The following is a 24,932-nucleotide window of genomic DNA, read 5'->3' on the forward strand; positions in this document are numbered from 1 at the left end:
AGACTCTTGAACATGAACGAAACCTCCTTCGAAGCGCTGCCGGATGCCGCGAAACGCGTCGCACTCCTGCTTGAAGCCCACGGCTATGCAAAGCCCATCGTGATGCTGCCCGCGACCGGCAGGACCTCCGCCGAGGCGGCTGCGGGGCTTGGCTGCGCGATTGCGCAGATCGCCAAATCGATCATTTTCCGGCGCGTGAGCGACGATGCGCCGGTGCTCGTGATCGCCAGCGGCGCGAATCGTGTCGATGAAGCGAAGGTAGCCGCTCGCGTAGGCCCGCTCGGCAAGGCCGATGCGCGCTTCGTGCGCGAGCAGACCGGCTACGCGATCGGCGGCGTCTGTCCGATCGGCCATGCGACAAAGCCTGTCATGCTGATCGACGAAGATCTGCTCGCCCTCGACAGCCTGTGGGCCGCGGCCGGGCATCCGCATGCCGTATTCAATCTCTCTGCGCAAGAACTGGTCGCCATGACCGGCGCGCCCGTGGTCGATGTCGCCTTGCGTGCGGATGCCTGACCTCCGGGGACGCCATCGAATCCGAGGACTCGCTCCACACATGCCAGTGGGCAGGGATGGGCCTCGCCCCTACAATAGAACGATCGTTCGCTGATGACCGCGATCCCTCGGTACAGATGAACGCCCCGCGCGGGCGTCCACAGGAGATTCGTGATGGCCCTTCCCGCCGTACTGCAGAACCTTGCGCTACCCGTTGTCGGCTCGCCGATGTTTATCGTGAGTTATCCCGAACTCGTACTGGCTCAATGCAAGGCCGGCATCGTCGGATCGTTTCCTACGCTCAATGCGCGGCCGGCCGAGGCGCTCGGCGATTGGCTCACGCAGATCGAGGAAGAACTCGCAACGTTCAAGCGCGCCCATCCTCAGGCCAAGGTCGGGCCGGTGGCAGTCAATCAGATCGTTCATACGTCGAATGCGCGGCTCGAACACGACATCCGGGTCTGCATCGAGCACCGTGTGCCGATCTTCATCACGAGCCTGCGGGCGCCACCGCGTGAAATGATCGATGCGGTGCATGCCTACGGCGGAATCGTGCTCCACGACGTGATCAATCTTCGGCATGCGCAAAAGGCGCTCGAGGCAGGAGTCGACGGGCTGATCCTCGTCGCGGCGGGTGCGGGCGGCCATGCTGGCATGCTTTCGCCCTTCGCGCTGGTCGGTGAAACGCGGCGCCTGTTCGACGGCCCGCTCGTATTGTCGGGATCGATCGCGACGGGGAGTGCCATTCTCGCGGCGCAGGCGATGGGTGCCGATCTCGCTTATGTCGGCACGCGATTTATCGCGACTCAGGAAGCCCATGCGGCGGAACACTACAAGAAGGCGATCGTCGATGCGAAGGCATCCGACATCGTCTACACGAACCTGTTCACGGGCGTGCACGGCAACTACATCAAGCAAAGCATCGTGAACTCGGGACTCGATCCGGACAACCTTCCCGAGTCCGACAAGACGCGCATGGATTTCGGCGACGGCGGTGCGAAAGCCAAGGCCTGGCGTGATATCTGGGGTGCCGGACAGGGTGTCGGCCTGATGGACGACGTGCCGACGGTCGGCGAACTCGTCAGCCGGCTCAGCGCCGAATACGAAACCGCCCGCAACCGAATCGGCGCAATCTAAGGCGGCCGCCCCCTTTGGTTGAGCCCTTGGGTTGAGCCTTTGTGAGTTGGGCCCTTGGGTTGGGCTCTTGGGTTGGACCGGCCGGCGCTACAGGCTGAACATCGTCGCTGAAAAGGTGAGCTTCGCGAGTACGATCAGCAGGACCTGGATGATCAGGAACAGCACGAGCGGCGACATATCCATACCGCCGATCAATGGAATCGCGCGGCGAATCGGATTCAGGAAGGGCGCGGTAAGCTGCATCGCAACCTGCATGGCGGGCGAGCGCGGGTTGACCCACGAGAGCACGGCAAGCAGCAGGGTCGTCCACAGCAGGAGCGAAAGCCCCCATTTGCAAACCGTCAGCAAAGCAATGAGCAGCCCTTGCGGGAACAGCCCCAGCGGCGAACCACCCGCGGCGCTCACGACCAGAACGAGATACAGCACGGCGATCAGATAGGCCGCGACAATACTTGTCCAGTCGACATTGCGCACATTCGGAATGATCTTGCGTAACGGCAACACCAGCCAATTGCTGAGCTGGTAGACCCCATGCGAGACGGGATTGAACGGTGGCAGGCGCACGGCCAGCATCCAGGCACGCAGCAGGAGCACCGCTCCGAATAGGGAAAATAGTGTGTCGAGCAAAAAACTGGCTACGTCGCCGAACATTGAAACTCCTCTGTGGACTCACTTGACTTATGCTCCGGCGAATTGTCGCATGAGGCACGCTTTGTGCGGCACTGAGCCCGCGACGATCCGGTGGGCGACTGCGTGGAGTTTCGTGGGGCCGAACCGGACCCGCGGACGCAAGGACACACCGCATCTCGAGAAAATACGGACGAAAAAAAACCGCGACACGCAACTCGCGGCAAGACTTTGATCTGAAGGGTTAGCGGGGGATCTGTCGCGTTAGCGGAGGTTCGGACCGCGGGTTCGGACGATCAATTGGAACGGTATCCGTTACGGAGGTCCTGAACTTGCCGGCTGGGTTCGCTCTGATTCGCGGGAGCGCGCGTCGAACGTTCGGCGTTGTAGCGGTTGACATCGGTCCGGATCGAATTGCTACGCGGCGCGTTCTCAACCGGCGCACGGGCATTGCCGTGAAGATCCTCGCTTACCGGCGTGAAACCACCCACCCCCGAGCGTAAGGTGCCGGCCAGCGCATTCGTGCCGAGGCATGCCGATAGACAGGCAACGATCAGCAGGAGCGCTTTGAATCCCGTTTTGAATCCCAACCACGAAGGCATGATATCGACTGCGTCACTCATAGAGGTGCAACGGCAAAACCATCGCTGGAGTCCTCGGCCGACCTGTCACGTGATGCGTTCATCATGCATCGACAGGCGTTGCCGATGACGCCAATTTAGGTACCTGCCGAAGCGCTGTCGAGTGTAAAAATGTTAGGTAGAAAGCGTGGATGTAACTTCCTGTTACCGTATAAAAGTCCTGTTCGAATAGGGACTTAACAGAGATCACGCGGCGGCCGGCGGGCGACGCCGGGAGGCGCGGCGGGCCCATGCTTGATCGTCTGCACGACGCTTTGGAACACATTCGAACCTTGCCTCGGAATGGAATTTCATTGAAGCGTCCGGACCGCAAGAACCGTTCACTGTCCTGGCGCAACCATCCTGGAAATCCCGTGATTGAATAACAAGGCGCGCCTTGAAAAGCGAAGATGAACAGTCGCACATTCTCTCAGCGCATCAATTGAAGCGCGAAATGAATTTGCCTGTTTAATTTCGGAGATGGACAATCCACGCACTTGTTCCTTATTTTCCCTTCTCATGTCGCGCCCTCGATTCCTGCCGGACAATTTCACGCTATCGCTGATCACCACCGTCGTGATCGCGAGTTTGCTGCCTTGTCGCGGCGGCGTCGCGGTCGCCTTCAACGGCCTGACCACCATCGCCATCGCGCTGCTGTTCTTCCTGCATGGGGCCAAGCTCTCGAGCGAAGCGATCGTCGCGGGTGCGACACATTGGCGGCTGCACCTGCTGGTGTTTTGCTCGACCTTCATCATGTTCCCGCTGATCGGCCTCGCGCTCCAGCCGATCTTCGCCCCGCTGATCACCCCCGCGCTCTATGCGGGCGTGCTGTTCCTCTGTGTATTGCCGTCGACCGTCCAGTCGTCGATCGCCTTTACGTCGATCGCGCGCGGCAATGTGTCGGCTGCCGTCTGCAGCGCATCCGCTTCGAGCCTGATCGGCATTTTCCTCACGCCGCTCATCGCGAGCCTGATCGTGGAAACACAGGGCAGCGCGCACACCTCGGTGCTCGAGTCGATGGGCAATATCGTGCTTCAACTGCTGGTCCCGTTTGTCGCGGGCCATCTGGCACGGCGCTGGATCGGCAGCTGGATCGAGCGCAACAAGAGCGTGCTGCGCTTCGTCGACCAGGGTTCGATTCTGCTGGTCGTGTACGTCGCGTTCAGTGAGGCCGTGGTGGAGGGGCTCTGGCACCATATGACGCTCACCTCGCTGTTGCTGTTGGCTGTCGTGTGTGGCGTGTTGCTCACCATCGCGCTGGTCATCACCAGCGTGGCCGCAAAGCAGTTCGGCTTCAACAAGGCCGACCAGATCACGATTATTTTTTGCGGCTCGAAGAAGAGTCTCGCTTCGGGAATTCCGATGGCGAAGGTGATCTTCGCGAGCAATGCGGTGGGCGCGGTCGTGCTGCCCCTGATGCTGTTCCATCAGATCCAGCTGATGACCTGCGCGGTGCTCGCACAGCGTTGGGGCGCGCGGGCCGACGCCGGCAACGCGAAACTCGCGCCGTCGCCGCGCGCCTAGCGTGGCAGGCTCCTGTAGCGTACATGCACAGGTGATTGATCCGGGTACCAGGCCTTTGACAGTGCGCTGCAACAGGCCTTTCTTCAACGCCGTGATGCGCCCTCAGACGCCTCCCCCTAGGTTGGCCGCATGTAGTCTTGACGCACTGCGGTGAAATCTTTACATCCACCTTTCATCCCTTGAAGGGCGCGCCCCGGTTCCCAGCCGCTCCCAGCCTCCGCACACGCGCTCTCCCGTCGGTCGCCAGCCCTCAGCCCCTGGTCCTTTCGAAGCCCCGGCCCAGCCATCCTCTCCCGCAAGCATTCCGTAGCCAGGCACACGACTTGCCATCCACGTAGGACATTCAGGCGAAAGCGAGGCTTCGGGCCCGCGTTCAAAGGATCCTCTCGTGAACCCTATGCTTGGCTCCAAGCAATCTCCGCCCCACCGCGGACCCGCACCCGGGGATTCGGAAACCGCCTTCCCGCCACTCACGGGACTTTCCCCCACCCAGACCTCACGCGACGCACGCAGCCAAGACGACGCGCAGGGCAGCACTCGCGAGCGCGTCACCGATGCCCCTTCCGATCCGGTGCTGACGGACGCGGTGACCCAACTCGGCCGGTTTCTCGCGCATCTGTCCTTCGAACGCGATGACCCTGCCGATGTCGGCCGCGCGCTTGCCGTCCTGGTCGACGGCGGGCTCGACCGCCTGCCTCTGCCGGGCAAGGGCCGCACGCTCGACCGGTGGCGCCTGCTCGCCACCGTGGCGGAGCATGACCTCGGTCTCGTCAAGCTGTTCGAAGGCCATACCGATGCACTGGCGATCCTGGCCGAATTGCACGCGCCCACGCCTCCAGCGGGCAGCCGCTGGGGCGTGTGGGCTGCCGAGGCACCCGATTTGCGCCTGCGCCTCGAGCGCCGCGAAGGTGAGGGCGCGGACCCGGACGAGGTCGTCCTGTCCGGCACCAAGACGTGGTGCGCGGGCGCCGCTTCGCTAACCCATGCACTCGTCACGTGCCGCGACAGCGCGGACCGGCCCCGGCTCGTTGCCGTCGCACTGGATCAACCCGGCGTACGGATTTCAACACGCAACTGGCACGCGGTCGGGATGGCCGCGACCGCGAGTGCCGACGTCCACTTCGAACACGTCACCGCGCATTTGATCGGCGGACCGGGCGCCTATCTGTCGCGGCCCGGCTTCTGGCACGGCGGCGGGGGGATCGCCGCGTGCTGGTTCGGGGCTGCGCAGATGCTCGCGCGCACGCTTCACGGCGCCGCACGCGAGAAGCGCGACGGTCATCGGTCCGCACATCTCGGCGCGGTCGACGTGACGCTCGACGGTGCCGCCGCGGTTCTACGCGAAACGGCGGCCTGGATCGATCGCACACCGCGCGCCGATCCGATCCGGCCCGTGCTGCGCGCACGTCTTCATGTCGAGCAGGCGGCCAGCGCCGTCCTCGAGCGCGCGTGCCGCTCGCTGGGCGCTGGTCCGATGTGCCGCAACGAAGCCTTTGCTCACTGTGTTGCCGATCTACCGGTATTCTTGCGACAAAGCCACGCAGAGCACGATCTCGCTGCGCTCGGCGACCTCCTTGCACAACAAGAACAGGACAATCTCGGATGGAAGCTCTGAAACCTCGCATCTTCGCCGGTGAAGGCACCCCTGAATCGGACTGGCTGAACTGGAACGGTCTCGCGGCGCTGCACGAAATAGGGCCCGAGGCCCTCGTGCCGTTCGATTCACGCGCGGTGTTTGTCGCGCCGCACCCCGACGACGAGGTGCTCGGCATGGGCGGGCTGATGGCCCGGCTCGCCAAGATGCAGCGGCGGCTCGCGCTGGTCGCGGTCACCGATGGAGATGCCAGTCATCAAGGCTCGTCGTTGTGGCCGGTCGAACGATTGCGCACGGAACGCCCGGTCGAGACACGCGCAGCGCTCCAGCGCCTGCATGCGTCCAATGTGGAACTGACGCGCATGCAGATCGGCGATGGCCAGGTCCGGTATGCGGAGTCCCACCTCACAGAGCGCCTCAAAGCCATGTTCCGGAGCACGGACGTCGTGATCACGACCTGGCGCTTGGACGGCCATCCCGATCATGAAGCAACCGGTCGCGCGACCGCTCAAGCCTGCCTGGCGACCGGCGCGACCCTGATCGAAGTCCCGGTCTGGACATGGCACTGGGCGAGCCCGGGCGATGCGCGCGTGCCGTGGAGCCGGGCGCGACGTCTTTCGCTCGATGCAGGGACACATGCGCGCAAGCGTGACGCGGTGCAAGCGTTCACGAGCCAGATCGAGGATGACCCATCGACCGGCAGGCAGGCCGTTCTTTCGCCTCATGTGCTGGATCGCCTGCTGCGCGACTTCGAGGTGGTATTCGTTTGAGCACCGCCCCTCCCGCCCACTTCGCGATCCGCGTTCAGTCGCGGAACTAGAAGGCCTCGCCCCTAACAGGACATCGCAGGGCTTTTGCGATGGACTCCGCTAACCGACGAATCTGCCTGCCGTCGACAACGACGGCAACAGCACCTGCGCGCAGGGCCATGCGAGTAGCGATCCCTCGGACAGCCGCCCGATGCCGGGCAGCCGGGCGTCATATCTGCCGTCTTATGGACTGCGGCGAAACAACTTGACGAGCTCGGGGTCGCACGAGGCCCGCAGCCGCCCGTCGGGCAGGCGCGCGACGACCACGTCGCCCATTTCCGGCGTGGTGACCACGACTTCATCATGGATGGCCAGTAATGAAGTGAGCCGGCGCTCACCTTCGAGAATCACCACCCCGTCGTCGGTTTCGCGAATCACGATTTCGGCTGTCACTTTGCACCCCCTCTTTTCCCTTCCCAGGCCCACCCGCGTCTTTGAAGCCGGATACGTTCGCCTGACGGTTTAGTGCGTAACGGCAGCGGGCAGAAATTTCTTTAGAGTGGCCAAGAAAAGTAGAACGGGCCGGCAATATTTGCCGGCCCGTGTCGGGAAAGTGAACGGTTGAAACTAGGCAGGAATGACGGTCTGGGTGACTGTCTCGAACAAATAATTGCGGATGGTCGAACGGCTCTCGTGCGGCATCGAGACGAATTCGAGTCCGTAGCGGCACAGGCCGTCGTCTTCGCGCTTGTTGCGGATGATCGTCGTCAGCAGCACCGGTCGGTCCCATCCGCCCGAACGCAACTTGAATGACATCTTCACGCGCTCGCCGACTTCGAAAACGGCTGCGCTCGAGGTCGCACCCGCGCCGATCAGACTGATGTCGGACAGCTTCACATCGAAAAGCTGGGGCTGGAGCCCATTGCTGAGCAGCTTGGCCGGCACGTCGGCTTCGACGCGCACATGCTGGCGCACCGGAATCTCGCGCACGAGGCTTGGGTAGTGGAGATGCAGATATTCGAAGGGCTGGGTACACACGCGCTGCACGAAAGTGCGGAACTCGTAGATATGCCGCCCGGAGAACATCTTCGCGCTGAGTTCCTGCCCATCGTAGAGCGCGTCGACCGGGAAGCCCGTGAGAGGCGTGACCATGATGCTCACGTCTTTCATGACCCCGAGATACGTGACCCGGAACGGCGCATTGCTCGCCTCGTCGTCGGTCAGCGCGGACAACTGGAATGCCTCGACGCCTTTTCGCAGTGACGGAAACGGCACATCGTCGCGCCCGGCACGGGCCTCGGCCGCCTCGATATCCGCGCGTGGCGCCGATGCGGGAGGCTTGCTCGACATCAGCAGGCCCTGCGGCCGTTCCACCTCCTCCTCTCGAAATGCGCCCATCTGGCGCACTTTCGCAAGCAATTCGATGCTGTTGATGATCTGCCCGCGCTGCAGCAGCAACTGCTTCGTCTCAGTATAAATCGCATGCTCGAGAGGCTTGCCGAGCTGAATGTCGGCTTTTGCCAGCTTGATCAACGGCATGAAAACTCGCCCCGGATGTTGTGTTTTTCTGTGAAGCGTCAAGTATAGGCGCGCGCGGTCTTCAGGAATAGCTGATGGCTCGGCGCGAAATGCGCGTAGAGCGGCAGGATCGCACCGCCCATGGCACGCGCATCGGCACCGGTGCGCCCCTGCAGCAGCATGGGCCGAACGATGCCCTCCCAGCGCTCGGCATCGAGCGCGCGGGATGTCGCGACGATCAGTTCGGCGATCAGCCCGGGGGCGAGCGAGCCATCGATCACGATGGCATCGAGATCGAGCAACGCAGCCGAGGTCGCGAGGGTGGCGGCGAGCGACTGCGCGGCATCGTTGATCCACCGGCCGGTCACGGTGCGCAACGCATCGGACAGCGCGCGTTCGTCATAGGCGGCAGAGGCCGGCATGCCCTCGCCGCGAACGGCCTGTTCGAGTACGAGCCCGGAAGCCCGATGCAGCAGTTGATGCGCCGAATCAAGCGGCACCGAGCCGATCGCTCCCGCGTTCCCATTGGGGCCGTGGTGCAGGCGGCCGTCGATCACCAGGCCGCCGCCGATGAAAGTCCCGATAAAAACATACAGGAAGTTGTGCACGCGCTGGCCGTGACCGGTGACGAGCTCGGCCGCGCAGGCGGCCGTCGTGTCCTTGGCGAATTCGATCGGCAGGCGCGTCATCGACTGCACGCGCTCGCGGATGTCGAGGCCGCGCCAGCCGTCGAGCACCTGGCCCGGCGCCCCCAGCAGGTCGCGCCAACCGCCGATCCAGAGCGGCGCGGCCACGCCGATCCCGACGATCCGCGCGGCATGCCGGCCGAGCCTGCTCTCTATGAGTTCGAGCTTGCGCGCGATCGCCGGAAAAATGATCTCAGGGTCGGGATAGTCGTATTCGACGATCTCGCGACAGCGGACCTCGCCCGAAAAATCGAGTGCCAGCACGTCGAGGCTGCGCCGGCCGAGCTTCACGCCGAGCGTGAACGCGCCGTCGGGGTTCAGCGCGATCGGCACCGAAGGCTGCCCGATGCGCCCTCGCAAGCGCTCCTGCTTGACGACGAGCCCGTCCTTCAGCAGGGCGTTGATGATGACTGAGACCGTCTGCATCGACAGGCGCGTGACCCTCGCGAGTTCGGCCTTCGGCAATGCGCCGTGCAGGCGGATCGCCTGCAGCACGATGCGTTCGTTGAACTGCCGCATGCCGACATGGTTCGAGCCGACCGTGCTCGCGAGCGGCGTGGCCGTACCCGGCGCCTCGGCCACGTGCGCCGCATCCTGCCTGGTCGGATTGTCCATAGGTTTATTGCAAGGTAGCCGCCCCCGTCATGACGGCGACCGCATGGTTCATGTCGATGTCCCGCCGGTTCACGAGCGCGACGCGGCGGCCAAGCCGCTGGATATGAATCCGGTCGGCGATTTCGAATACGTGCGGCATATTGTGACTGATCAGAATGACCGGCAGCCCCTTGTCGCGCACGCGCCCGATCAACTCGAGCACCATGTTCGACTCCTTGACGCCGAGTGCGGCGGTCGGCTCGTCCATGATCACGACATGCCGTGCGAACGCCGCCGAGCGCGCGACCGCGACGCCCTGCCGCTGGCCGCCCGACAAGGTCTCGACGGCTTGTTTCATCGAACGGATGCCGATCTTCAGGCTCGCCATATGGGCGTTCGCCTCGGCCAGCATGCGGCGCTTGTCGAGCAGATGGAAGGCCTGGCCGAAGAAACCGGGCCGGAAGAGTTCGCGGCCGAGAAACAGGTTTTCGGTAATCGTCATCGCCGGCGCCACCGCGAGATCCTGATAGACGGTCTCGATACCCTGCGCGCGCGCATCGAGCGGTCCGCGGAAATTGACCTGCTTGCCATCGAGAAACATCTCGCCCTCGTCGGGACGCACGGCGCCCGACAGCACCTTGATCAGCGAGGACTTGCCCGCGCCGTTGTCGCCGATGACCGCGAGAATCTCGCCGGGCAGCAGCTCGAAGTCGGCGCCGTCCAGCGCGGTCACGTGGCCGTAGCGCTTGACCAGGTTGCGCGCGGCAAGGACAGGCGTCGGCTCCGGGGCCAAACCCGGGGTCGGATCCGGCGCAAGGCCCGGCGCACGACCCTGCGCGCCCGGGTTCGTTGCTTCGAATGTGGACATGATGCTTTCCTCAGGCGCGCCGCGAGATCTTGTCCGCCGAGACGGCGAGGATCACGAGAATGCCGGTAACCAGAACTTGATAGACCGAGGAGACACCGATCAGCGTCAGGCCGTTGCGGAACACACCGACGATCACCACGCCGAGCAGTGTGCCCATCATCGTGCCGCGGCCACCGAACAGACTCGTACCGCCGAGCACGACCGCGGTGATGCTGTCGAGATTCTCGGTCTGGCCCGCCTGCGGGTCGCCGACGCCGGTGCGCGCGACCGCGAGCAGCGCGGCAATGCCATAGCTGAGCCCCGCAAGCGTATAGACCGTGATCAGGATGCGCTGAGTCGGCAACCCCATCAGCCGCACGGCTTCCGCGTTGTTGCCGAGTGCATAGACGTGCCGGCCCGGCGCCGTCTCGCGCAGCACGAACCAGGTGAGGAGGTAGAGGATCAGCATCATCACCGTGCCGTAGGTGACCGTGCCCGCGCCGATCCCGAAGGTATTGCCGAAGAAGGTCAGCGGCGTCGGCAGGTTCGAGATGCTTTCGGCATTCGAATAGATCTGTGTGATCGCGAAAGCGATGTTCAGCGTGCCGAGGGTGACGATGAAGGCGGGCAGCCTGACGTGGGTGACAAGCACCCCGTTGATCAGGCCGAACAGCGTGCAGACGCCCACGCCGAGCACGATCGCCAGATACGGATTGAGCCCGTTGGCGACTGCGACCTTGCTCATCACGACCGAACCGAGCGCCATGACCATCCCGCACGAGAGGTCGATGCCGGCGGTCAGTACGATGAGCGTCTGGCCGATCGCGATCACGCCGACCACCATCGACTGCTGGAGGATCAGCGAGAGATTCTGGACCGACAGGAAGCGCGGTGTCTGCAACGTGAAGAAGATGCAGGCGAGCAGCAGCGCGATCAAGGGGCCGAGCATGGTCAGCGGCGGCAGACGATCGGTGAACTTGCCCTTCTGTCCTGCAACAGGCGAAGCCGGCGAAGCGTTCATCTTGGACTCCTTGAAGCGGCAGGCAACATCGCGCGATGGGCCTGCCATAGACCGGTCTTACTTGCTTCCCCAGCACTCGTTGAGACCGAACGTCGTGTCCTTGCTGCTCACGCCGCTCTCCGGCTTGTCGGTGATCAGCGTCACGCCCGTGTCGGTATAGCCACTCGGCTTCTTGCCCGTCTTCGCGTACTCGAGGCCGGCCTGCACACCGAGCGACGCCATCTTCAGCGGATACTGCTGGGAGGTCGCGGCGATCTGCCCGGCCTTGACGTTGCGCACGCCCTCGCAGCCGCCGTCGATCGACACGAGCAGCACGCCCTTCTCCTTGCCCGCGGCCTGCAGTGCGCGATACGCGCCGGCGGCGGCCGGCTCGTTGATCGTGTAGACGACGTTGATGTCAGGGTTCTTCTGCAAGCAGTTTTCCATGGCGGTCTGGCCCTTCGCCTGATCGCCGCGCGTGTCCTGGCTGCAGACGATGGCCGGATCGCCCGCCTTGATTCCATACCCCTTGAGAAAGCCGTCATGGCGGAGCACCCCGACGCTGATCCCCGGCGCGAGGTCGAGTGTCGCGATCTTGGCGGGCTTGCCCGCCATCGCGCTCTTCGCATAGGCGCCAATCAACTCGCCCGCCTTGTAATTGTCAGTCGCGAACAAGGCATCGGTCGCATCCTTCGGTTCGGTGGGCGTATCGAGCGCGATCACCAGGACGCCCGCATCACGGGCCTTCTTGATGCTCGGCACGATCGCCTTGGTGTCGCCCGGCGTGATCAGAATGGCCTTGGCGCCCGCGCCGACCATGTTTTCGATCGCGGTCACCTGCGTCGCGTTGTCCCCGTCATAGCGGCCCGCCGCCGTCAACAGTTTCGCGCCTCCGGCATCGGCCGCCTGCTGCGCACCCTGCTTCATCTTGACGAAAAACGGATTGGTGTCGGTTTTCGTGATCAGGCCGATGACCGGCTGGTCGGCAAGCGCGGCGGCGCTGCAAGTCATGGCGAGTGCGAACAGGGCACGTTGCATTTTCTTCATGTCTTCCTCCAGGTTTTTGTCGTCGGAGCGCAAGGGTGAACAGATGCTCCCGGATCACTAAATCATTCTCCGTGAGTTAATAAAGCAGCCGGCGAATACAGAGTCAAGAAACAACGCGCGGAAAACGGGTAAACGACGACGGATCAGATGCCGGTTCGACCGGTTTGGGCGATTCGGACGATTTATTTTGGCAAGAAACTTGGACTACATGGCATTGCTGCCACGGGTAGCGCGGCTTACACTTCTTTCCATCGGTGCTCTCGAAAACCGGGCAACGCCGGTATCCAGTACTGACTTCCGGCGGCCATTCCGGCGCTCGTTTCCGTTGCTCCTGTCCGGCGCCCATGTCCCGGCGGCCATGTTTCAACCATCCCTAGCTCGGGAGAAACCATGCCCTCGTCCCACTTGCCCCACAAGATCGTGCTGATCGCTTTTGACGGTGCGCAGATGCTCGACATCACGGGTCCGATGGACGTGTTCGCCGAGGCCAACACCGCTTGCGAAGAGAGCGGCCGGCCGCCGGCCTATGAGATCGTTTTCGCGGGTCCACGGGTGGGGCTCATCCCCACAGCGTCAGGCGTGGAACTCAACGCCAAGGTCTCTTTCTTCGACGAAAACCTCGTTGCCGACACCCTCGTGGTCTGCGGCGGCCGAGGCGCGCGGATGGCCGCCGACGACGCCGCATCGATCGAGACGATCGGCAAGCTCGTCGATCGCGCCAAGCGGGTCGTGTCGATCTGCACGGGCGCGTTCGTGCTCGCGGCGACCGGCCGGCTCGACCGGCACCGTGTGACGACCCACTGGAAATATTGCGACACGCTCGCGCGGCGCTTCAACGCGATCGAAGTCGATGCCGACGCGATCTTCATCAGCGACGGCAAATACTTCACCTCGGCCGGCGTGACGGCGGGGATCGACCTCGCGCTCGCCCTGGTCGAGCGCGATCTCGGCCGGCCGATCGCGCTCGAAGTCGCCCGCGAACTCGTGGTGTTCCTGCGCCGGCCCGGCGGCCAGTCGCAGTTCAGCGCGCAGATGGCGGCCGATGCGAGCGCGGTCGATCCCGACCGATTTGCCGAGCTCACGCGATGGATGGCCGACCATCTGTCCGACGACCTCTCGATCGACGCCCTCGCGACACGTGTATCGATGAGCCCGCGCAACTTCGCGCGGCGTTTTGCCGCGGCGCTCGGCATGCCGCCGGGCAAATACGCGCAGGCCCTGCGCATGGACGCCGCGCGGCGTCTGCTGACCGACGGCGAGGTGCCGCTCGCGATCGTCGCGCGCCGGTGCGGTTTCAATTCGCTTGAAACGATGCGGCTGTCGTTCCAGCGTCATCTGAAAGTGGCGCCTCAGGATTTCCGGGCGCGTTTCCATCATCGTGGCGCGCCATCGCGTGCCGCGATGGTATGAGGAGGCATCATGCGTGAAGTACGGACATTCGAACTCGAAGAGCACGATGCAGTAGGCTGGCGCGTCGGGCAATCGCAAGGCATCGAGGTACTCGAAGGACAGATGTGGCTGACCTTCGAACGCGGCTCGGAAGACATCTGGCTGATGACGTCTGAGTCGGTCGAACTGCCGGCGGGCACCCTTGCATGGATCAGCGGCTGGCGCGGGCCCTTGCGCTTCCGGGTGTTCAGCACGGTCGACGCGAAGGCGATCGCGCGGGCCAGGACGCCGGCGGCGGCACGTGTGCCGCGCTTGCTGCGTGGCTGACGGCGCGCCGCTGGAACAGCATGCGGCGTGTCATGAAAGCGATAAAATACGGGCTGTATAAACGATTTTTACGGTGGCTTTATACCGGCCACCGAAAAATTGCCCGCTTCGCTACCTCGGCTGACCTACCTTTACGTCAGACGCGGAACACAACCACGGATCCCCCGTCGGATGGTCCGCTCCAAGTTCAAGTCTTTTGACGTAGATGGGAATCAAAAACAAATGAGCAAGATGCTCTCAAGTAGCGTGACGTCCGCGATCGCCGCTGGACGCCCCTTGTTTCTCCCCCGCCAGGGGGCCGCTTCCTCGACCGTGCATCCACCACGATCGATCTCCCGCCCAGTCCAGCTCGTTCAGGCGCAGCGCGTGCGGCTCGACGTCACCCTGCCAGTGCTCACGCACGACACGGTTCACGATCAGCTTCACGATCTGCTGCACTGCGGACTTGGCGCCTATATCGCCGACATCGATGTCGGCGAACGCAAGATCTGCGTCGAGTTCAACCTCGCGCACGACGATATCGACTTCGCCTTCCATACCCTGATCTCGAAGCTCCCCGAGGCGATCATCGGTCCATTGAGCACGCGCGATTCGAGCGCCGCCGCGGACCTCGCCCACCGCCCGAGCCCACGCTCGTCGAGCTGAACGCCTCGCTTTTCCCCGGCCTACCGCCTGACGCTACGAGCGACTCCCGACGGCCGGGTCAGCGATGCATCGAGACCATCCCAAGACAGCTTCAGAACCTGCGCGCTCCCGCGCGGGATGCTAAGGTACGACGTTGCCGGACCCACCTTGCCATTGCGCCACGAGGCGCGGGCCGTGGTCCGGTGCTTCGGACCACAGGCATCGACATGGAAGATGGGAAGCACGATCAGGGCGTAATAAGCAGGACATTCAGGGACGGCATGCTCGAGGTCGGCGACGGCCATTCGATCTATTGGCGCAGTCATGGCAATCCGGCCGCCCCCACGGTCGTGATCCTGCACGGCGGGCCCGGTGGCGCGCTGAACCCGCGCTGGGCCGACTTCTTCGACCCGGCCAAATGGCAAGTCGTCATGTTCGACCAGCGCGGCTGCGGCAAGTCGACCCCGTTCGGCGAACTGCGCCACAATGGACTCGCTGAGCTGGTCGACGACATCGAGAAACTGCGCATCGCACTCGGCATCGACCGATGGGCGGTGTTTGGCGGTTCGTGGGGCACCACGCTCGGCCTCGCTTACGGCATCCGGTATCCGGAGCGCTGTCTCGGCTTCTTGCTGCGTGGGATCTTTCTCGCACGACAGCAGGATATCGACTGGTTTCTCTGGGATGTCCGGCGCGTCTTTCCCGATGCGCACCAACGCTTTCTCGATGCGATCGAACAGGCCGTGGGCCGACGGCCGGCCAATCTTCGCGAGGTGCTCGACCTGACCGAAGCCCCGCTCGCGCGTTTCGACACGAACGGCCAGCGCCTCGCACAGGCATGGACGCGCTATGAGCACAGCCTCTCGTCGGTGGGGCCAATGCCCGCGGAACCACCGGCTTCGGGAACGTCGGAAGGACGGCCTTCGGCATCTTCGGCATCTTCGGCATCTTCGGCATCTTCGGCATCTTCGGCATCTTCGCCTTCGTCGCCTTCCTCGGCGTCTGCAACACCGTCTTCACCGCGAGCAGCGAGCGACCCGGCCATCGCCGGCACATCCGCTGTCGCATCGGACGTAACGACGGGGGACACGGCGTCCCCGAGTTCATCGAATGTACCGGCCTCGGCTATTTCGATGGCCTTGCTCGAGCGGCACTATATGGCAAACGAATTGCCGCCCGCCCCGCTGCTCATGGGCATCCACCGGATCGCGCATCTGCCCTGCTACATCGTGCACGGGCGCTTCGACATGGTCTGCCCGGCCGACCAGGCACAGGCACTCGCCGATGCATGGACGAGCGCCCGGCTTTCGATCGTCAACGCGTCGGGACACTGGACTTTTGAACCCGGCATCGCGGCGACACTCAGGCGCGATGCGGGGCGCCTGCTCACCGACATCCGCACACAAGGCCTGCAGGCCTGAACCCCAGGGGAGGACTTCCATGAACGAAGCGAACGCAATCCAGAAGCGCGCCGAAGAAGCGCAGGCCATCGAACGCGTGGTGCTTGCCACGCAGAAGGTGCAGACCGCGTTCAAGTCGCTGCAGTCACAGTTCCCGCCCGAGGGCAGCGGGCAACCGTCGAAGCTCGCGCTGCAGGTGCTCGACGCGGCGCTACAGGAACTCGAGGACGCGCAGATGGCTTTCGACGCCTTGCTCAATGACCTGCTCGACGGCGAGCGCTGAAACGGGTGTCCCGGCATGGTGGCCCGGGGCCGGCACCGCACCGCACCGCGGGTTCCATCAAGGATACTTTGCGTCATGCCCGCGATGCCGCACTGGCACTCTCCACGCCACCTGGCCTACGTCGGCACCTTGAACGCTTTGCGTGCACGCAGGGCGAGCGCGCGTGAGGCACAACCTTCCTCGTGGTCGTTCACGAGACCCATCGCCTGCATCAGCGCATACATCGTGGTCGGGCCGACGAATTTCCAGCCGCGCCGCTTGAGCTCCTTGCTCAGCGCGATGGACTCCGGCGTGAGGGCGAGCGTGCCGAGCACGTCTCGCGTGAGCTTGGGGGGGCGCGTCTTCGGGTCGGGCTCGAACCTCCACAGAAAGGCGGCCAGCGAGTTTTCCTGCTCGAGCAGTTCGAGCAGACGCTGGGCATTGTTGATCGCGGCCTCGATCTTGCCGCGATGGCGGATGATGCCCGCATCGCCGAGCAGTCGTTCGACATCGCGTTCGCCGAAACGCGCCACCTTGGCGGCATCGAAGTTCGCAAACGCGGCACGGAACGCCTCGCGCTTGCGCAGGATGGTCAGCCAGCTCAGTCCGGCCTGAAAACCTTCCAGGCAGATCTTCTCGAAGAGACGGCGGCCATCGCTGACCGGATACCCCCATTCGGTGTCGTGATAGTGCTGGTACTCGGGGATGTCCCCGCACCAGTGGCACCGCGCGACTATCGCCGTATCTTTCGAGGTGACCATGTCTGCCTTGTTCGATGAATCAATGGAAGCAAAAGGTGCAAAGGGCACGCAGCTCGCGCAGGGCGAGCCGGTGCGCTCAGGGTGCGGCGTACTGGCCCGTGCCTTCGGGCCACGGCGTGAGCAACTCGAAACCGTCATCGGTCACCACGACCATATGCTCCCATTGCGCGGACCACGAACGGTCCCGCGTGACGACGGTCCAGTTGTCGTCGAGCACCTGGGTGGCCGCGCGGCCGGCATTGACCATCGGCTCGATCGTGAAGACCATGCCCGGCTTGAGACGCGTGCCCGTGCCGGGCTGGCCGTAGTGAAGCACCTGCGGGTCCTCGTGATAGACCTTGCCGATGCCGTGCCCGCAGTACTCGCGCACGATCGAATAGCCTTCGCGATGCGCGACCCGCTGGATCGCATGGCCCACATCGCCGAGCGTCGCGCCCGGGCGGACCTGCCGGATCCCCGCGACCATCGCCTCGTAGGTGGTCTCGACGAGGCGCTTCGCGTCCTTGCCCGGGGTGCCGACGTAGTACATCCGGCTCGTGTCGCCGAAGTAGCCATCCTTGATCACGGCGACGTCGATATTGATGATGTCACCGTCCTTGAGTTTCTGGCCGGCGCTCGGAATGCCATGGCAGACCACCTGGTTCACCGAGGCGCAGATCGTCTTCGGAAAACCGTGATAGCCGATATTGGCGGGAATCGACCGCTGCCGCCCGACGATGAAGTCATGGCAGATTGCATCGAGTTGTTCGGTGCTCACGCCCGGCCGCACGTGCGACCCGATCATCTCGAGCACATCGGCGGCGAGACGGCCCGAGATCCGAAGCTTGGCAAGGTCGTCGGGCGTTTTATAGGTAATGGCCATGCAGGCAAGCTCAAGGAAGAGAAATCAGGCAGACCGCGCCGCACACGGGACGCACAGGCAACGGTGCCATTTTATCGGGAGCAGGGGCGCTTTGCTTGCGCAATGTAAGGCGCGCTTCACACAGGCGTGTTGATCACCCGAGCCGCCGGATCGCCATCCTCGAGATGCTGTTCGCGTTCGGCCCGACGATCCGCCGCCTCGTCGTCGGCCGCATCCCGGGCGCGCTGGTCGTCCGACACCGGCACGCGTCGCGCGCCGAACTGCGACTCGGCCGCCAACACACAGGCCTCGGTCATATCGCGGAGGGTCGCGACCAGGTTCGCGTTGCCGAGATCTCCCACGGACGGCGCGCCCGGCGTGGCCCCATGCACCCATTCGCGCCCGAGTCCGAACACGATGGTCGCACCCGGCACGCGCTGCTGGACGCGGCGAATCAGATAGCGCAGATAGAACGGCAAATATTCGGCATCGAACGAGATAATGCAAACGAGCGGAGCCAGTTCGAGTTGCTCGACCGCGCGCCCGTCGCGCGCGAAGGACTCGGACTTCGCATGTCGAACTTCGAGCCCGTGCTTGCCGAGCAGTTGTACGGCGATCGCGGCGATCAGGTCGTCGAGCTCGCCGCGCCCGGAGATGCAGAGCACCGGCACGCGACCGCCCGCTTCGGTGCCGTCGACCGTCGGGACCAAGGTCTCGCCGCCCGCGAGCACATCGTGCGGCAGCGCCTCGGGCCCTTCGGTCGCCGGCACGCGCGCCAACGGTGCGTCCTCGACATCCTCGAGCCCCTCGACGAGGTCGAGCGTCGCCTGCTTGATGCGCTTGAGCTGCAATTCGGTCACGACGCCGCGTGCCATGTCGTTGTAGGCAAGCCGCAGGCCCTTGATCGCGACTTCGTCGTAGTAGGCGCTCAGCGAATTGTCGCGCAGCAGGACCTCGGCCTGCGACAGCGCCTCGTCGGGATCGCCCGCGAGAATGCGCTGGTAAAAGTTCTCGTCCGGTGTCAGCGCGGGTCGATCGCCGAACAGCACCTCAAGGAACTGCAGGCGGTCGACATGGCGGCCGAGAATCACCAGGCACAGCGTGAGCGGGGTCGACAGGATCAGGCCGATAGGCCCCCAGATCCAGCTCCAGAAGATCGCCGCGACGATCACCGCGAACGGCGACAGTCCCGAGCTATGGCCGTAGAGCACCGGCTCGATCACCTGCGAGGCGAGAATCTCGACGAAGCCGAACAGGACGAGCGTCCAGACCATCATGGTCCAGTTCGGCTGGACCGCACCCGCGAGCAGGATGGCCATCGCGGCCGCGAGCCATGAGCCGATATAGGGCACGAAACGCAGCAGGGCCGCGAGCACCCCGAACAGCAGCGCACCCGGCAAACCGATCACCACGAGCCCGATCGCGATCACGGCACCGACGCCCGCGTTCATCGAAAGCTGTGCGACGAAGTAGCGGCTCAGTCGGCGAGCGGCCTCGTCCATCGCGGTCGTGGTCCGGTGCAGGTCGCGCGAGCCGACGAGCCGGATCATCCGGTCGCGCAGATCGCCCCGTTGGAGCAGGATGAAGATCGCGACCACGAGGACGATGCCCGAGGTCGCGAGCGGATTGACGACAGGCGACAGGAAACGCTGCGCGAGATCGAGCGGCGAGGCCGATGGCTCGTGAACCTCGACCGGCAGCGGACGCACGTCGGCATCGGGGTTGTCGGGCTGGGCCACTGCATTGTCCTGCACGTGCTGGCCGCTTTCCTTGAGCGCATGCGAAGCGCGCGTCAGCAGGTTGTCGGCGCGGCCGAGCGTTTTTTCCTGGACTGTGTTGATCTTGTCCTCGATGGTCGCCTGATAACGCGGCAGAGACGAGGCGAGTTGGGCAATCTGCACGCCGATCAGGCCGCCGACGGCGAGCACCACGAGCAAGGCGACCAGCACGGCCGCGATGACCGACGTGATCCTGCCTATGCGCAGAAGGCGCAACCAGTCGGCCAGCGGCGCGAGCAGGAAGCTCAGCAGAATCGCGAGGGTAATCGGAATCAGCACCGTGCGGCCGAAATACAAGGCGCAGACGATCACGACACTGGTGATCAGCGTCGTCAATACCCGGATGCCGGGCGCTTCAGCGGGAGCGACCTGGGCGGGCGGGCGCGGCTTGGGAACGCCATTCATAGGATTCTCGCAAATGAGCTACGGCGAAACGACGGTGCAAGGCGCTGGCACAGGCCGACCGGCGTTAGTTTTAAGCAAGGTGCATTCCCGGATCTGGCGCGGGTCTGCAAACTGGCGTCCGTCTCATAATAATGGACACCTCCCGCGCTTCCGTAGCGTCATTCGTTTGAGTCGTGTGTTTGCGGTAACAATCCGTTAGCGCAATCGACATCCTGCTGGGCGGTGACTACGCGGGCGGCAGGATGCACAGATCCCCCGCGTGAACGCTGCCTTGAAAGCGGATTCGATGGTGTGCCGTCGCGGTTTGGTCGCTTCCCACATCGGCGAGGCCCCACATGGGGGGCCCGCATGCGTCACTTGCTCTTGCAGACGATTTGTCCGGCAATCGCCGGCCCGGTGTCGGGCTGGATTGCATCGAAGGTGGCGTCCGGCGCGTCGTCGGTGTAGACGCTGTCTCCGCTGGAATTGAGAAATTCGGTATGAACGACCTTGGCCTGCTGGTGCGCACAGTCGAATATCATGCGCGTGAGGGTTGTCGTGAACACGATGCCACTGACCATCTGTGGCGTATTAAACGCGGTCTTCACCACGGTGTGCCGCGTCCCGTCCGGAAAGATGTCGGCGGCCTTGCGCTTCATCAACAACGTCTCGGAGCTGCTCTGTGCGATCGGCACCCAGTCTTCAAGCGGCTGCGCCGCGGCGACCAGGGGTAGCAGTGCGCCCAGTGCGATAAGAACCTTCTTGTACATGACTATCCTCGAAAGACGAGGCTCCAGTCTAGCCGACTGCAGGATCGAGCGCCGCGCCACCCGCCGGATTGCTCCAACGCGTGCGGCTTGGTAGCGCGCTCGCAGCATGGCCGGGCACCCACGCGCGTCCACGGCGAGCCTGTCCTCGCGTGAGCTTCCGGGTCGAAATAGGGGACGACGCGCGACGGCAAAGGGCTGCTGACTGACATGACTCAAGGAATGTGCGCCTGAGTCCCGATGCTAGAGTCAAAAGTTCGACCCTCGGCCATCATGACACTTCGTACACGAAAGTATTTCGCCCGCGCGCATGCTCACCGTTCGCTCTTGCCACTCTCGCTCGCCCAGCTCTTCCTTTTGCCTGCATCGGCCAATGCCGAAGACAGTGACTCATCGCACACGCTGCCGACCGTCACAGTCGTCGAAGCACCCGCCGCGGGTCGCCCGCCTCTCGATCCCGATCTGCCCGCGTCCGTGGAATCCGTCACGCGCGCGCAGTTCGAGAACTGGAATGTCGCCAGTACCGAAGACACGCTCAAATACATGCCCGGCCTCGCCGTGCGCAAGCGCTTCACCGGTGACCTCAATTCGATCATCGCGGTCCGGGGGACCAGCAGCTCGCAAAGCGCGCGCGGTCTCGTCTATGCCGACGGTCTGCTGATCAGCAACTTTCTCAATAACACATTCTCGACCGCGCCACGCTGGTCATTGGTATTTCCGAACGAAATCGAGCGTGTCGACGTGATCTATGGTCCGTACTCGGCGCTCTATCCCGGCAACTCGATTGGCGCGACGGTTGACATCACGACACGCATGCCGGAGCGCTTCGAAACCGACGCGCAGATCAAGGGCTTCACTCAGCATTTCGATCTGTTCGGCGTCGACGGCCACTACAACGGCGGCGAGGCGAGCGCATCGGTCGGCGACAGGATCGGCAAGTTCTCGTTTCTCGTCGGCGCGCATCATCTGTCGAACACGAGCCAGCCCCTCACCTTCGCGACGCTCGCGCAGTCGACGACGCCGGCCAAGCCGACCGATACGGTGGTCAGCGGCGCGCACTTCTACAACGATCAGAACAACAAACCGACCGCCGTGCTCGGCATCAACGGCGAGGGCATCGAACGCACCCTTCAGGACCAGTTGAAGCTCAAGCTGCAGTATGACTTCACGCCGACGCTCACGGGCGGCTTCACGCTCGGCTACTGGCACCAGACCTATGACAGCGAAACCTCGACCTCCCTGCGCGACGTGAACGGGAACCCCGTCTACAGCGGCGAGCTGAGCATCGATGGCCAGCACTACACGGTGCCCGCCGCCGCGTTCGCGCCGAGCCGCGGCTACAGCGAGAACTGGCTGTACGGGCTGTCACTGCGCACGCATCGCGAATCGGGATGGAACGCCGAGGCCATCGCCTCGAACTTTGACGTGAGTCAGAGCGTGGCGCGCACCGCGGCGTCAGGGATGCCGGAGAACGGCTCAGGCTCGGAACCCGGTCAGATCAGGTTTGGCGACGGCACCGGCTGGAAGACACTCGATCTCAAGGCGACCTACACCCCCGCCGAGCGGCGCGCCGGCTTCGGCGCAGGCGCACATACCTTGAGCTTCGGCTATCACTACGACAACTACTTCGTCGACGACCGGACCTACAAGACGTGGAGCTGGAGCGACGGTGATCCCACCAGTCTCGCAAATGCATTCAAGGGGAGTACCCGGACGCAGGCGCTCTTCGCCCAGGATGCGTGGCGGTTTCTGCCGCGCTGGCAGCTTGTCTATGGCATGCGCTACGAGGACTGGCGCGCGTACGGCGGTGCGCGCAGCGTGGCCGATTCGACGGTCGCTTACCCCGAGGCGGCCGCGCAGCACTTCTCGCCAAAGGCATCGCTGTCGTTCGACGCGACCCAGGACCTGACATTGCGCGCCTCGGTGGGCAAAGCCTACCGGTATCCGACGGTCGGCGAGTTGTTCCAGGGGCAGATCAACGGCTCATCGATCGTCTTCAACAATCCCAACCTCAAGGCGGAGGAGGCACAGTCGAAAGAACTCACGGCCGAGTGGGCCCATTGGAACGGACTGTTTCGCGTGTCGCTGTTCCAGGACGATGTACGCAATACCCTGTTCCGGCAGACCGATATCACCGTGATCCCGAACATCACGAACGTGCAGAACATCGACAGGGTCCGTTCGCGCGGGATCGAAACGAGCTATCAGGGGGAGGACGTCGGTATCCGCGGGCTGGACTTGCTTGCAAACATCGCATTCACCCAGTCGAAAATACTCGAGAACTCGCGCAATCCCGAGACAGTCGGCAAACACTTCTACCGCATCCCCCTCTGGCGCGCGAATCTGGCGACGACGTATCGCGTCAATGAGCGATGGGCGGGAACACTCGGCGTTCGATTCTCGGGGCGGCAGTACAACACGCTGACCAATACCGACACCAACCCCGATGTGTACGGGGGCACCAGCAACTACACGGTTGCGGAGGTCAAGCTGACGTACCGGCCGAACAAACACAGCAAGGTCGGCATCGGTATCGACAACCTTTTCGATACACGTTACTTCGTCTATCACCCTTACCCTGGCCGCACGCTCTATGTTGAAGCTTCGCTCGCTATCTGAACAAGTGCGCGAGAATCCTTCTCCATCAGGACTAGTCTTTACCCACATCCTACTGTCGTGAATTAAGGATACGAAGCATCCCGGTGATTTCGTGCGGGACGAGGAAGCCTCGTCAGATGACGGTAGCGCCGGGCGGAGAATCGTTGCGGCGATTCAGGTAGCCGCCGAGAGTGGCGGCAATTCATAGCACCGCCTGGCCCAGGGATGGCGCCTGATCCGGTGGGCGGCGTGTGCTATTGGATGATTTCAGATGAATCCGAATTTGTATATGTATGTTTGAGTATTTCAATTAGATCGATTGATGGGGATAGTCGTCAACGACTGTCAGCGGGGCTTGTGACTGCCCGATGTGTGGGACACGATGGTGTCGTCGTACGGACCGCCTTTCTCCCTCCGGCGGGGTGGCTCGCACGATTCGATTTTGTGTTCCGTCGATGTCAACGTTGCCCGGCGCGCCATTTCGATAACGCTGAGGTACGCGCCACTAAAAATATCGCATAACTAAAAATAGACGAGAGACCACTATGAGCTTCACGCTGTGCGATCGGGGCAGTCGCCGGCGGCAGAGAGCACGCACGCTGACGATTGGCGTCAGCGATGATGCCGCGACGGGCCGGGCAACAGGGACATCACGGGGAAGCGTTGGTTTGTCATCTGCCGCCGCGTTGTCGCGCATTGATCTGCTCGCCCTGCGCCCGGTTGCGTTCGCCGCGCTCTGCATGCTGGGCCTGCTGCCCGTCGCGGTCGAGGCGCAAGTCGTGGCGGCGCCTTCGGGAAACAGCAAGCCGGTCGTCGGCGTGACGGCCAATGGCACGCCGCTCGTCCAGATTTCGACGCCGAACGGCGCGGGCGTGTCGAACAACAACTTTACGCAGTACAACGTCGGCAGCAAGGGTCTGATTCTCAACAATGCGACCGGCCATGTGCAAACTCAACAGGCCGGACTGGTCGGCGCGAACCCGTCTCTCGCCGGCAGTGGCGCGCGGGTCATCGTCAACCAGGTCGTCGGCGGCAGCCCGAGTCAATTGCTCGGTTACACCGAGGTCGCGGGTCAACGCGCCGATGTGATCATCGCGAATCCGGCGGGCATTTTTTGCAATGGTTGCGGCTTCATCAACACGAATCGCGGCGTGTTGGCGGCCGGCACCCCCGTCTTCGGCGGAACGGGCAGCCTCGATGCGTTTCACGTGACGGGAGGCCAGATCCAGATCGGATCGAACGGGCTGAATGTGAGCGGCATTGATCAGGTCGACCTGATCGCTCGTAGCGTAGCGCTCAATGGGCAGGTTTGGGCGAACAAGGCGCTCAATGTCGTCGCGGGTCACAACCACGTTCGCTACGA

At 63.6% G+C, this 24,932-nt stretch carries 24 protein-coding genes; 12 read left to right on the top strand and 12 right to left on the bottom strand.

The genetic code is table 11. The features are described from left to right. Positions 1-12: 12 nt before the first annotated feature. Together HV670_RS13365 and HV670_RS13370 are read left to right on the top strand one after the other, a co-directional pair. Positions 13-516 (top strand): YbaK/EbsC family protein, encoded by a 504-nt coding sequence (locus tag HV670_RS13365; protein WP_175105260.1) that lies wholly within the window; start codon positions 13-15, stop codon positions 514-516. A 153-nt stretch (positions 517-669) separates the two neighbouring features. Beyond that, positions 670-1,632, top strand: a complete 963-nt coding sequence (locus HV670_RS13370) for an NAD(P)H-dependent flavin oxidoreductase (RefSeq protein ID WP_175105261.1) — start codon at positions 670-672, stop codon at positions 1,630-1,632. Positions 1,633-1,719: 87 nt separating this feature from the next. Here the strand turns inward: HV670_RS13370 and HV670_RS13375 are convergent, their stop codons facing one another. Then, a complete protein-coding gene (locus HV670_RS13375; RefSeq protein WP_175105262.1) occupies positions 1,720-2,283 on the bottom strand; it encodes a YggT family protein in 564 nt (187 codons plus the stop codon). Between the two features lie 272 nt (positions 2,284-2,555). After that, positions 2,556-2,861: a hypothetical protein gene (locus HV670_RS13380; RefSeq protein WP_175105263.1), complete on the bottom strand. Its 306-nt coding sequence runs from the start codon at positions 2,859-2,861 to the stop codon at positions 2,556-2,558. 537 nt (positions 2,862-3,398) lie between these two features. On the opposite strand from HV670_RS13380, the gene HV670_RS13385 reads away from it, so the two are divergent. The 3 genes from HV670_RS13385 to HV670_RS13395 all read left to right on the top strand — a co-directional run bounded on the left by HV670_RS13385 (position 3,399) and on the right by HV670_RS13395 (position 6,767). Then, complete coding sequence (locus HV670_RS13385) at positions 3,399-4,403, top strand: bile acid:sodium symporter family protein (RefSeq protein WP_175105264.1); 1,005 nt, start codon at positions 3,399-3,401, stop codon at positions 4,401-4,403. Between the two features lie 388 nt (positions 4,404-4,791). Further along, positions 4,792-6,018 (top strand): acyl-CoA dehydrogenase family protein, encoded by a 1,227-nt coding sequence (locus HV670_RS13390; RefSeq protein WP_246257351.1) that lies wholly within the window; start codon positions 4,792-4,794, stop codon positions 6,016-6,018. Next, the gene (locus HV670_RS13395) at positions 6,006-6,767 is read left to right on the top strand and encodes a PIG-L deacetylase family protein (protein WP_175105265.1); all 762 of its coding nucleotides are present in this window, start codon (positions 6,006-6,008) and stop codon (positions 6,765-6,767) included. Before HV670_RS13390 ends, HV670_RS13395 begins: the two co-directional genes overlap by 13 nt. A 222-nt stretch (positions 6,768-6,989) precedes the next feature. On the opposite strand, the gene HV670_RS13400 is transcribed toward HV670_RS13395, so the two are convergent. The 6 genes from HV670_RS13400 to HV670_RS13425 form a co-directional block, all read right to left on the bottom strand. Next, the gene (locus HV670_RS13400) at positions 6,990-7,199 is read right to left on the bottom strand and encodes a hypothetical protein (RefSeq protein WP_175105266.1); all 210 of its coding nucleotides are present in this window, start codon (positions 7,197-7,199) and stop codon (positions 6,990-6,992) included. Between the two features lie 174 nt (positions 7,200-7,373). Then, positions 7,374-8,285: a flagellar brake protein gene (locus HV670_RS13405; RefSeq protein ID WP_175105267.1), complete on the bottom strand. Its 912-nt coding sequence runs from the start codon at positions 8,283-8,285 to the stop codon at positions 7,374-7,376. Positions 8,286-8,323: 38 nt separating this feature from the next. Next, positions 8,324-9,565, bottom strand: a complete 1,242-nt coding sequence (locus tag HV670_RS13410; RefSeq protein WP_175105268.1) for an ROK family transcriptional regulator — start codon at positions 9,563-9,565, stop codon at positions 8,324-8,326. Between the two features lie 4 nt (positions 9,566-9,569). Beyond that, positions 9,570-10,412 carry an ATP-binding cassette domain-containing protein gene (locus tag HV670_RS13415; RefSeq protein WP_175105269.1) on the bottom strand — a complete coding sequence of 281 codons (843 nt, stop codon included), beginning with the start codon at positions 10,410-10,412 and terminating at the stop codon, positions 9,570-9,572. A 10-nt stretch (positions 10,413-10,422) separates the two neighbouring features. After that, positions 10,423-11,412: an ABC transporter permease gene (locus tag HV670_RS13420; protein ID WP_175105270.1), complete on the bottom strand. Its 990-nt coding sequence runs from the start codon at positions 11,410-11,412 to the stop codon at positions 10,423-10,425. A 57-nt stretch (positions 11,413-11,469) separates the two neighbouring features. Then, positions 11,470-12,438 (bottom strand): sugar ABC transporter substrate-binding protein, encoded by a 969-nt coding sequence (locus HV670_RS13425; RefSeq protein ID WP_175105271.1) that lies wholly within the window; start codon positions 12,436-12,438, stop codon positions 11,470-11,472. 390 nt (positions 12,439-12,828) lie between these two features. On the opposite strand from HV670_RS13425, the gene HV670_RS13430 reads away from it, so the two are divergent. The 5 genes from HV670_RS13430 to HV670_RS13450 all read left to right on the top strand — a co-directional run bounded on the left by HV670_RS13430 (position 12,829) and on the right by HV670_RS13450 (position 16,461). Beyond that, complete coding sequence (locus tag HV670_RS13430) at positions 12,829-13,848, top strand: GlxA family transcriptional regulator (protein WP_175105272.1); 1,020 nt, start codon at positions 12,829-12,831, stop codon at positions 13,846-13,848. Positions 13,849-13,857: 9 nt separating this feature from the next. After that, the gene (locus tag HV670_RS13435) at positions 13,858-14,154 is read left to right on the top strand and encodes a DUF2917 domain-containing protein (RefSeq protein ID WP_175105273.1); all 297 of its coding nucleotides are present in this window, start codon (positions 13,858-13,860) and stop codon (positions 14,152-14,154) included. A gap of 222 nt (positions 14,155-14,376) precedes the next feature. Continuing rightward, positions 14,377-14,799: a hypothetical protein gene (locus HV670_RS13440; RefSeq protein WP_175105274.1), complete on the top strand. Its 423-nt coding sequence runs from the start codon at positions 14,377-14,379 to the stop codon at positions 14,797-14,799. Between the two features lie 206 nt (positions 14,800-15,005). Further along, positions 15,006-16,199 (top strand): alpha/beta fold hydrolase, encoded by a 1,194-nt coding sequence (locus tag HV670_RS13445; protein WP_175105275.1) that lies wholly within the window; start codon positions 15,006-15,008, stop codon positions 16,197-16,199. Positions 16,200-16,218: 19 nt separating this feature from the next. Further along, entirely contained in the window at positions 16,219-16,461 is a 243-nt protein-coding gene (locus HV670_RS13450; protein ID WP_175105276.1) for a hypothetical protein, read from the top strand. Positions 16,462-16,577: 116 nt separating this feature from the next. Here HV670_RS13450 and HV670_RS13455 read toward each other — a convergent pair whose 3' ends face one another. From HV670_RS13455 to HV670_RS13470, 4 genes are all read right to left on the bottom strand, one after another. After that, a complete protein-coding gene (locus HV670_RS13455) occupies positions 16,578-17,201 on the bottom strand; it encodes a DNA-3-methyladenine glycosylase I (RefSeq protein ID WP_175105277.1) in 624 nt (207 codons plus the stop codon). Positions 17,202-17,277: 76 nt separating this feature from the next. Next, positions 17,278-18,063, bottom strand: a complete 786-nt coding sequence (gene map, locus HV670_RS13460; protein ID WP_175105278.1) for a type I methionyl aminopeptidase — start codon at positions 18,061-18,063, stop codon at positions 17,278-17,280. A gap of 116 nt (positions 18,064-18,179) precedes the next feature. Continuing rightward, a complete protein-coding gene (locus HV670_RS13465) occupies positions 18,180-20,225 on the bottom strand; it encodes an AI-2E family transporter (protein WP_175105279.1) in 2,046 nt (681 codons plus the stop codon). A 353-nt stretch (positions 20,226-20,578) separates the two neighbouring features. Further along, positions 20,579-20,974 carry a surface-adhesin E family protein gene (locus HV670_RS13470; RefSeq protein WP_175105280.1) on the bottom strand — a complete coding sequence of 132 codons (396 nt, stop codon included), beginning with the start codon at positions 20,972-20,974 and terminating at the stop codon, positions 20,579-20,581. A gap of 270 nt (positions 20,975-21,244) precedes the next feature. On the opposite strand from HV670_RS13470, the gene HV670_RS13475 reads away from it, so the two are divergent. Together HV670_RS13475 and HV670_RS13480 are read left to right on the top strand one after the other, a co-directional pair. Beyond that, a complete protein-coding gene (locus HV670_RS13475; protein ID WP_175105281.1) occupies positions 21,245-23,590 on the top strand; it encodes a TonB-dependent receptor in 2,346 nt (781 codons plus the stop codon). Positions 23,591-24,237: 647 nt separating this feature from the next. After that, positions 24,238-24,932: filamentous hemagglutinin N-terminal domain-containing protein (locus HV670_RS13480; RefSeq protein WP_246257353.1), on the top strand; the 695-nt coding region annotated here is incomplete at its 3' end.

Source organism: Pararobbsia alpina, assembly GCF_902859895.1.
Classification (GTDB): Bacteria; Pseudomonadota; Gammaproteobacteria; order Burkholderiales; family Burkholderiaceae; genus Pararobbsia; species Pararobbsia alpina.

Bases quoted from the DNA above. Each gene is read 5' to 3' on its own strand.
- HV670_RS13365 (WP_175105260.1), top strand. From the start codon at position 13: ATGAACGAAACCTCCTTCGAAGCGCTGCCGGATGCCGCGAAACGCGTC.
- HV670_RS13370 (WP_175105261.1), top strand. From the start codon at position 670: ATGGCCCTTCCCGCCGTACTGCAGAACCTTGCGCTACCCGTTGTCGGC.
- HV670_RS13375 (WP_175105262.1), bottom strand. From the start codon at position 2,283: ATGTTCGGCGACGTAGCCAGTTTTTTGCTCGACACACTATTTTCCCTA.
- HV670_RS13380 (WP_175105263.1), bottom strand. From the start codon at position 2,861: ATGCCTTCGTGGTTGGGATTCAAAACGGGATTCAAAGCGCTCCTGCTG.
- HV670_RS13385 (WP_175105264.1), top strand. From the start codon at position 3,399: ATGTCGCGCCCTCGATTCCTGCCGGACAATTTCACGCTATCGCTGATC.
- HV670_RS13395 (WP_175105265.1), top strand. From the start codon at position 6,006: ATGGAAGCTCTGAAACCTCGCATCTTCGCCGGTGAAGGCACCCCTGAA.
- HV670_RS13405 (WP_175105267.1), bottom strand. From the start codon at position 8,285: ATGCCGTTGATCAAGCTGGCAAAAGCCGACATTCAGCTCGGCAAGCCT.
- HV670_RS13410 (WP_175105268.1), bottom strand. From the start codon at position 9,565: ATGGACAATCCGACCAGGCAGGATGCGGCGCACGTGGCCGAGGCGCCG.
- HV670_RS13415 (WP_175105269.1), bottom strand. From the start codon at position 10,412: ATGTCCACATTCGAAGCAACGAACCCGGGCGCGCAGGGTCGTGCGCCG.
- HV670_RS13420 (WP_175105270.1), bottom strand. From the start codon at position 11,412: ATGAACGCTTCGCCGGCTTCGCCTGTTGCAGGACAGAAGGGCAAGTTC.
- HV670_RS13425 (WP_175105271.1), bottom strand. From the start codon at position 12,438: ATGAAGAAAATGCAACGTGCCCTGTTCGCACTCGCCATGACTTGCAGC.
- HV670_RS13430 (WP_175105272.1), top strand. From the start codon at position 12,829: ATGCCCTCGTCCCACTTGCCCCACAAGATCGTGCTGATCGCTTTTGAC.
- HV670_RS13435 (WP_175105273.1), top strand. From the start codon at position 13,858: ATGCGTGAAGTACGGACATTCGAACTCGAAGAGCACGATGCAGTAGGC.
- HV670_RS13440 (WP_175105274.1), top strand. From the start codon at position 14,377: ATGAGCAAGATGCTCTCAAGTAGCGTGACGTCCGCGATCGCCGCTGGA.
- HV670_RS13445 (WP_175105275.1), top strand. From the start codon at position 15,006: ATGGAAGATGGGAAGCACGATCAGGGCGTAATAAGCAGGACATTCAGG.
- HV670_RS13450 (WP_175105276.1), top strand. From the start codon at position 16,219: ATGAACGAAGCGAACGCAATCCAGAAGCGCGCCGAAGAAGCGCAGGCC.
- HV670_RS13455 (WP_175105277.1), bottom strand. From the start codon at position 17,201: ATGGTCACCTCGAAAGATACGGCGATAGTCGCGCGGTGCCACTGGTGC.
- map (WP_175105278.1), bottom strand. From the start codon at position 18,063: ATGGCCATTACCTATAAAACGCCCGACGACCTTGCCAAGCTTCGGATC.
- HV670_RS13465 (WP_175105279.1), bottom strand. From the start codon at position 20,225: ATGAATGGCGTTCCCAAGCCGCGCCCGCCCGCCCAGGTCGCTCCCGCT.
- HV670_RS13470 (WP_175105280.1), bottom strand. From the start codon at position 20,974: ATGTACAAGAAGGTTCTTATCGCACTGGGCGCACTGCTACCCCTGGTC.
- HV670_RS13475 (WP_175105281.1), top strand. From the start codon at position 21,245: ATGACACTTCGTACACGAAAGTATTTCGCCCGCGCGCATGCTCACCGT.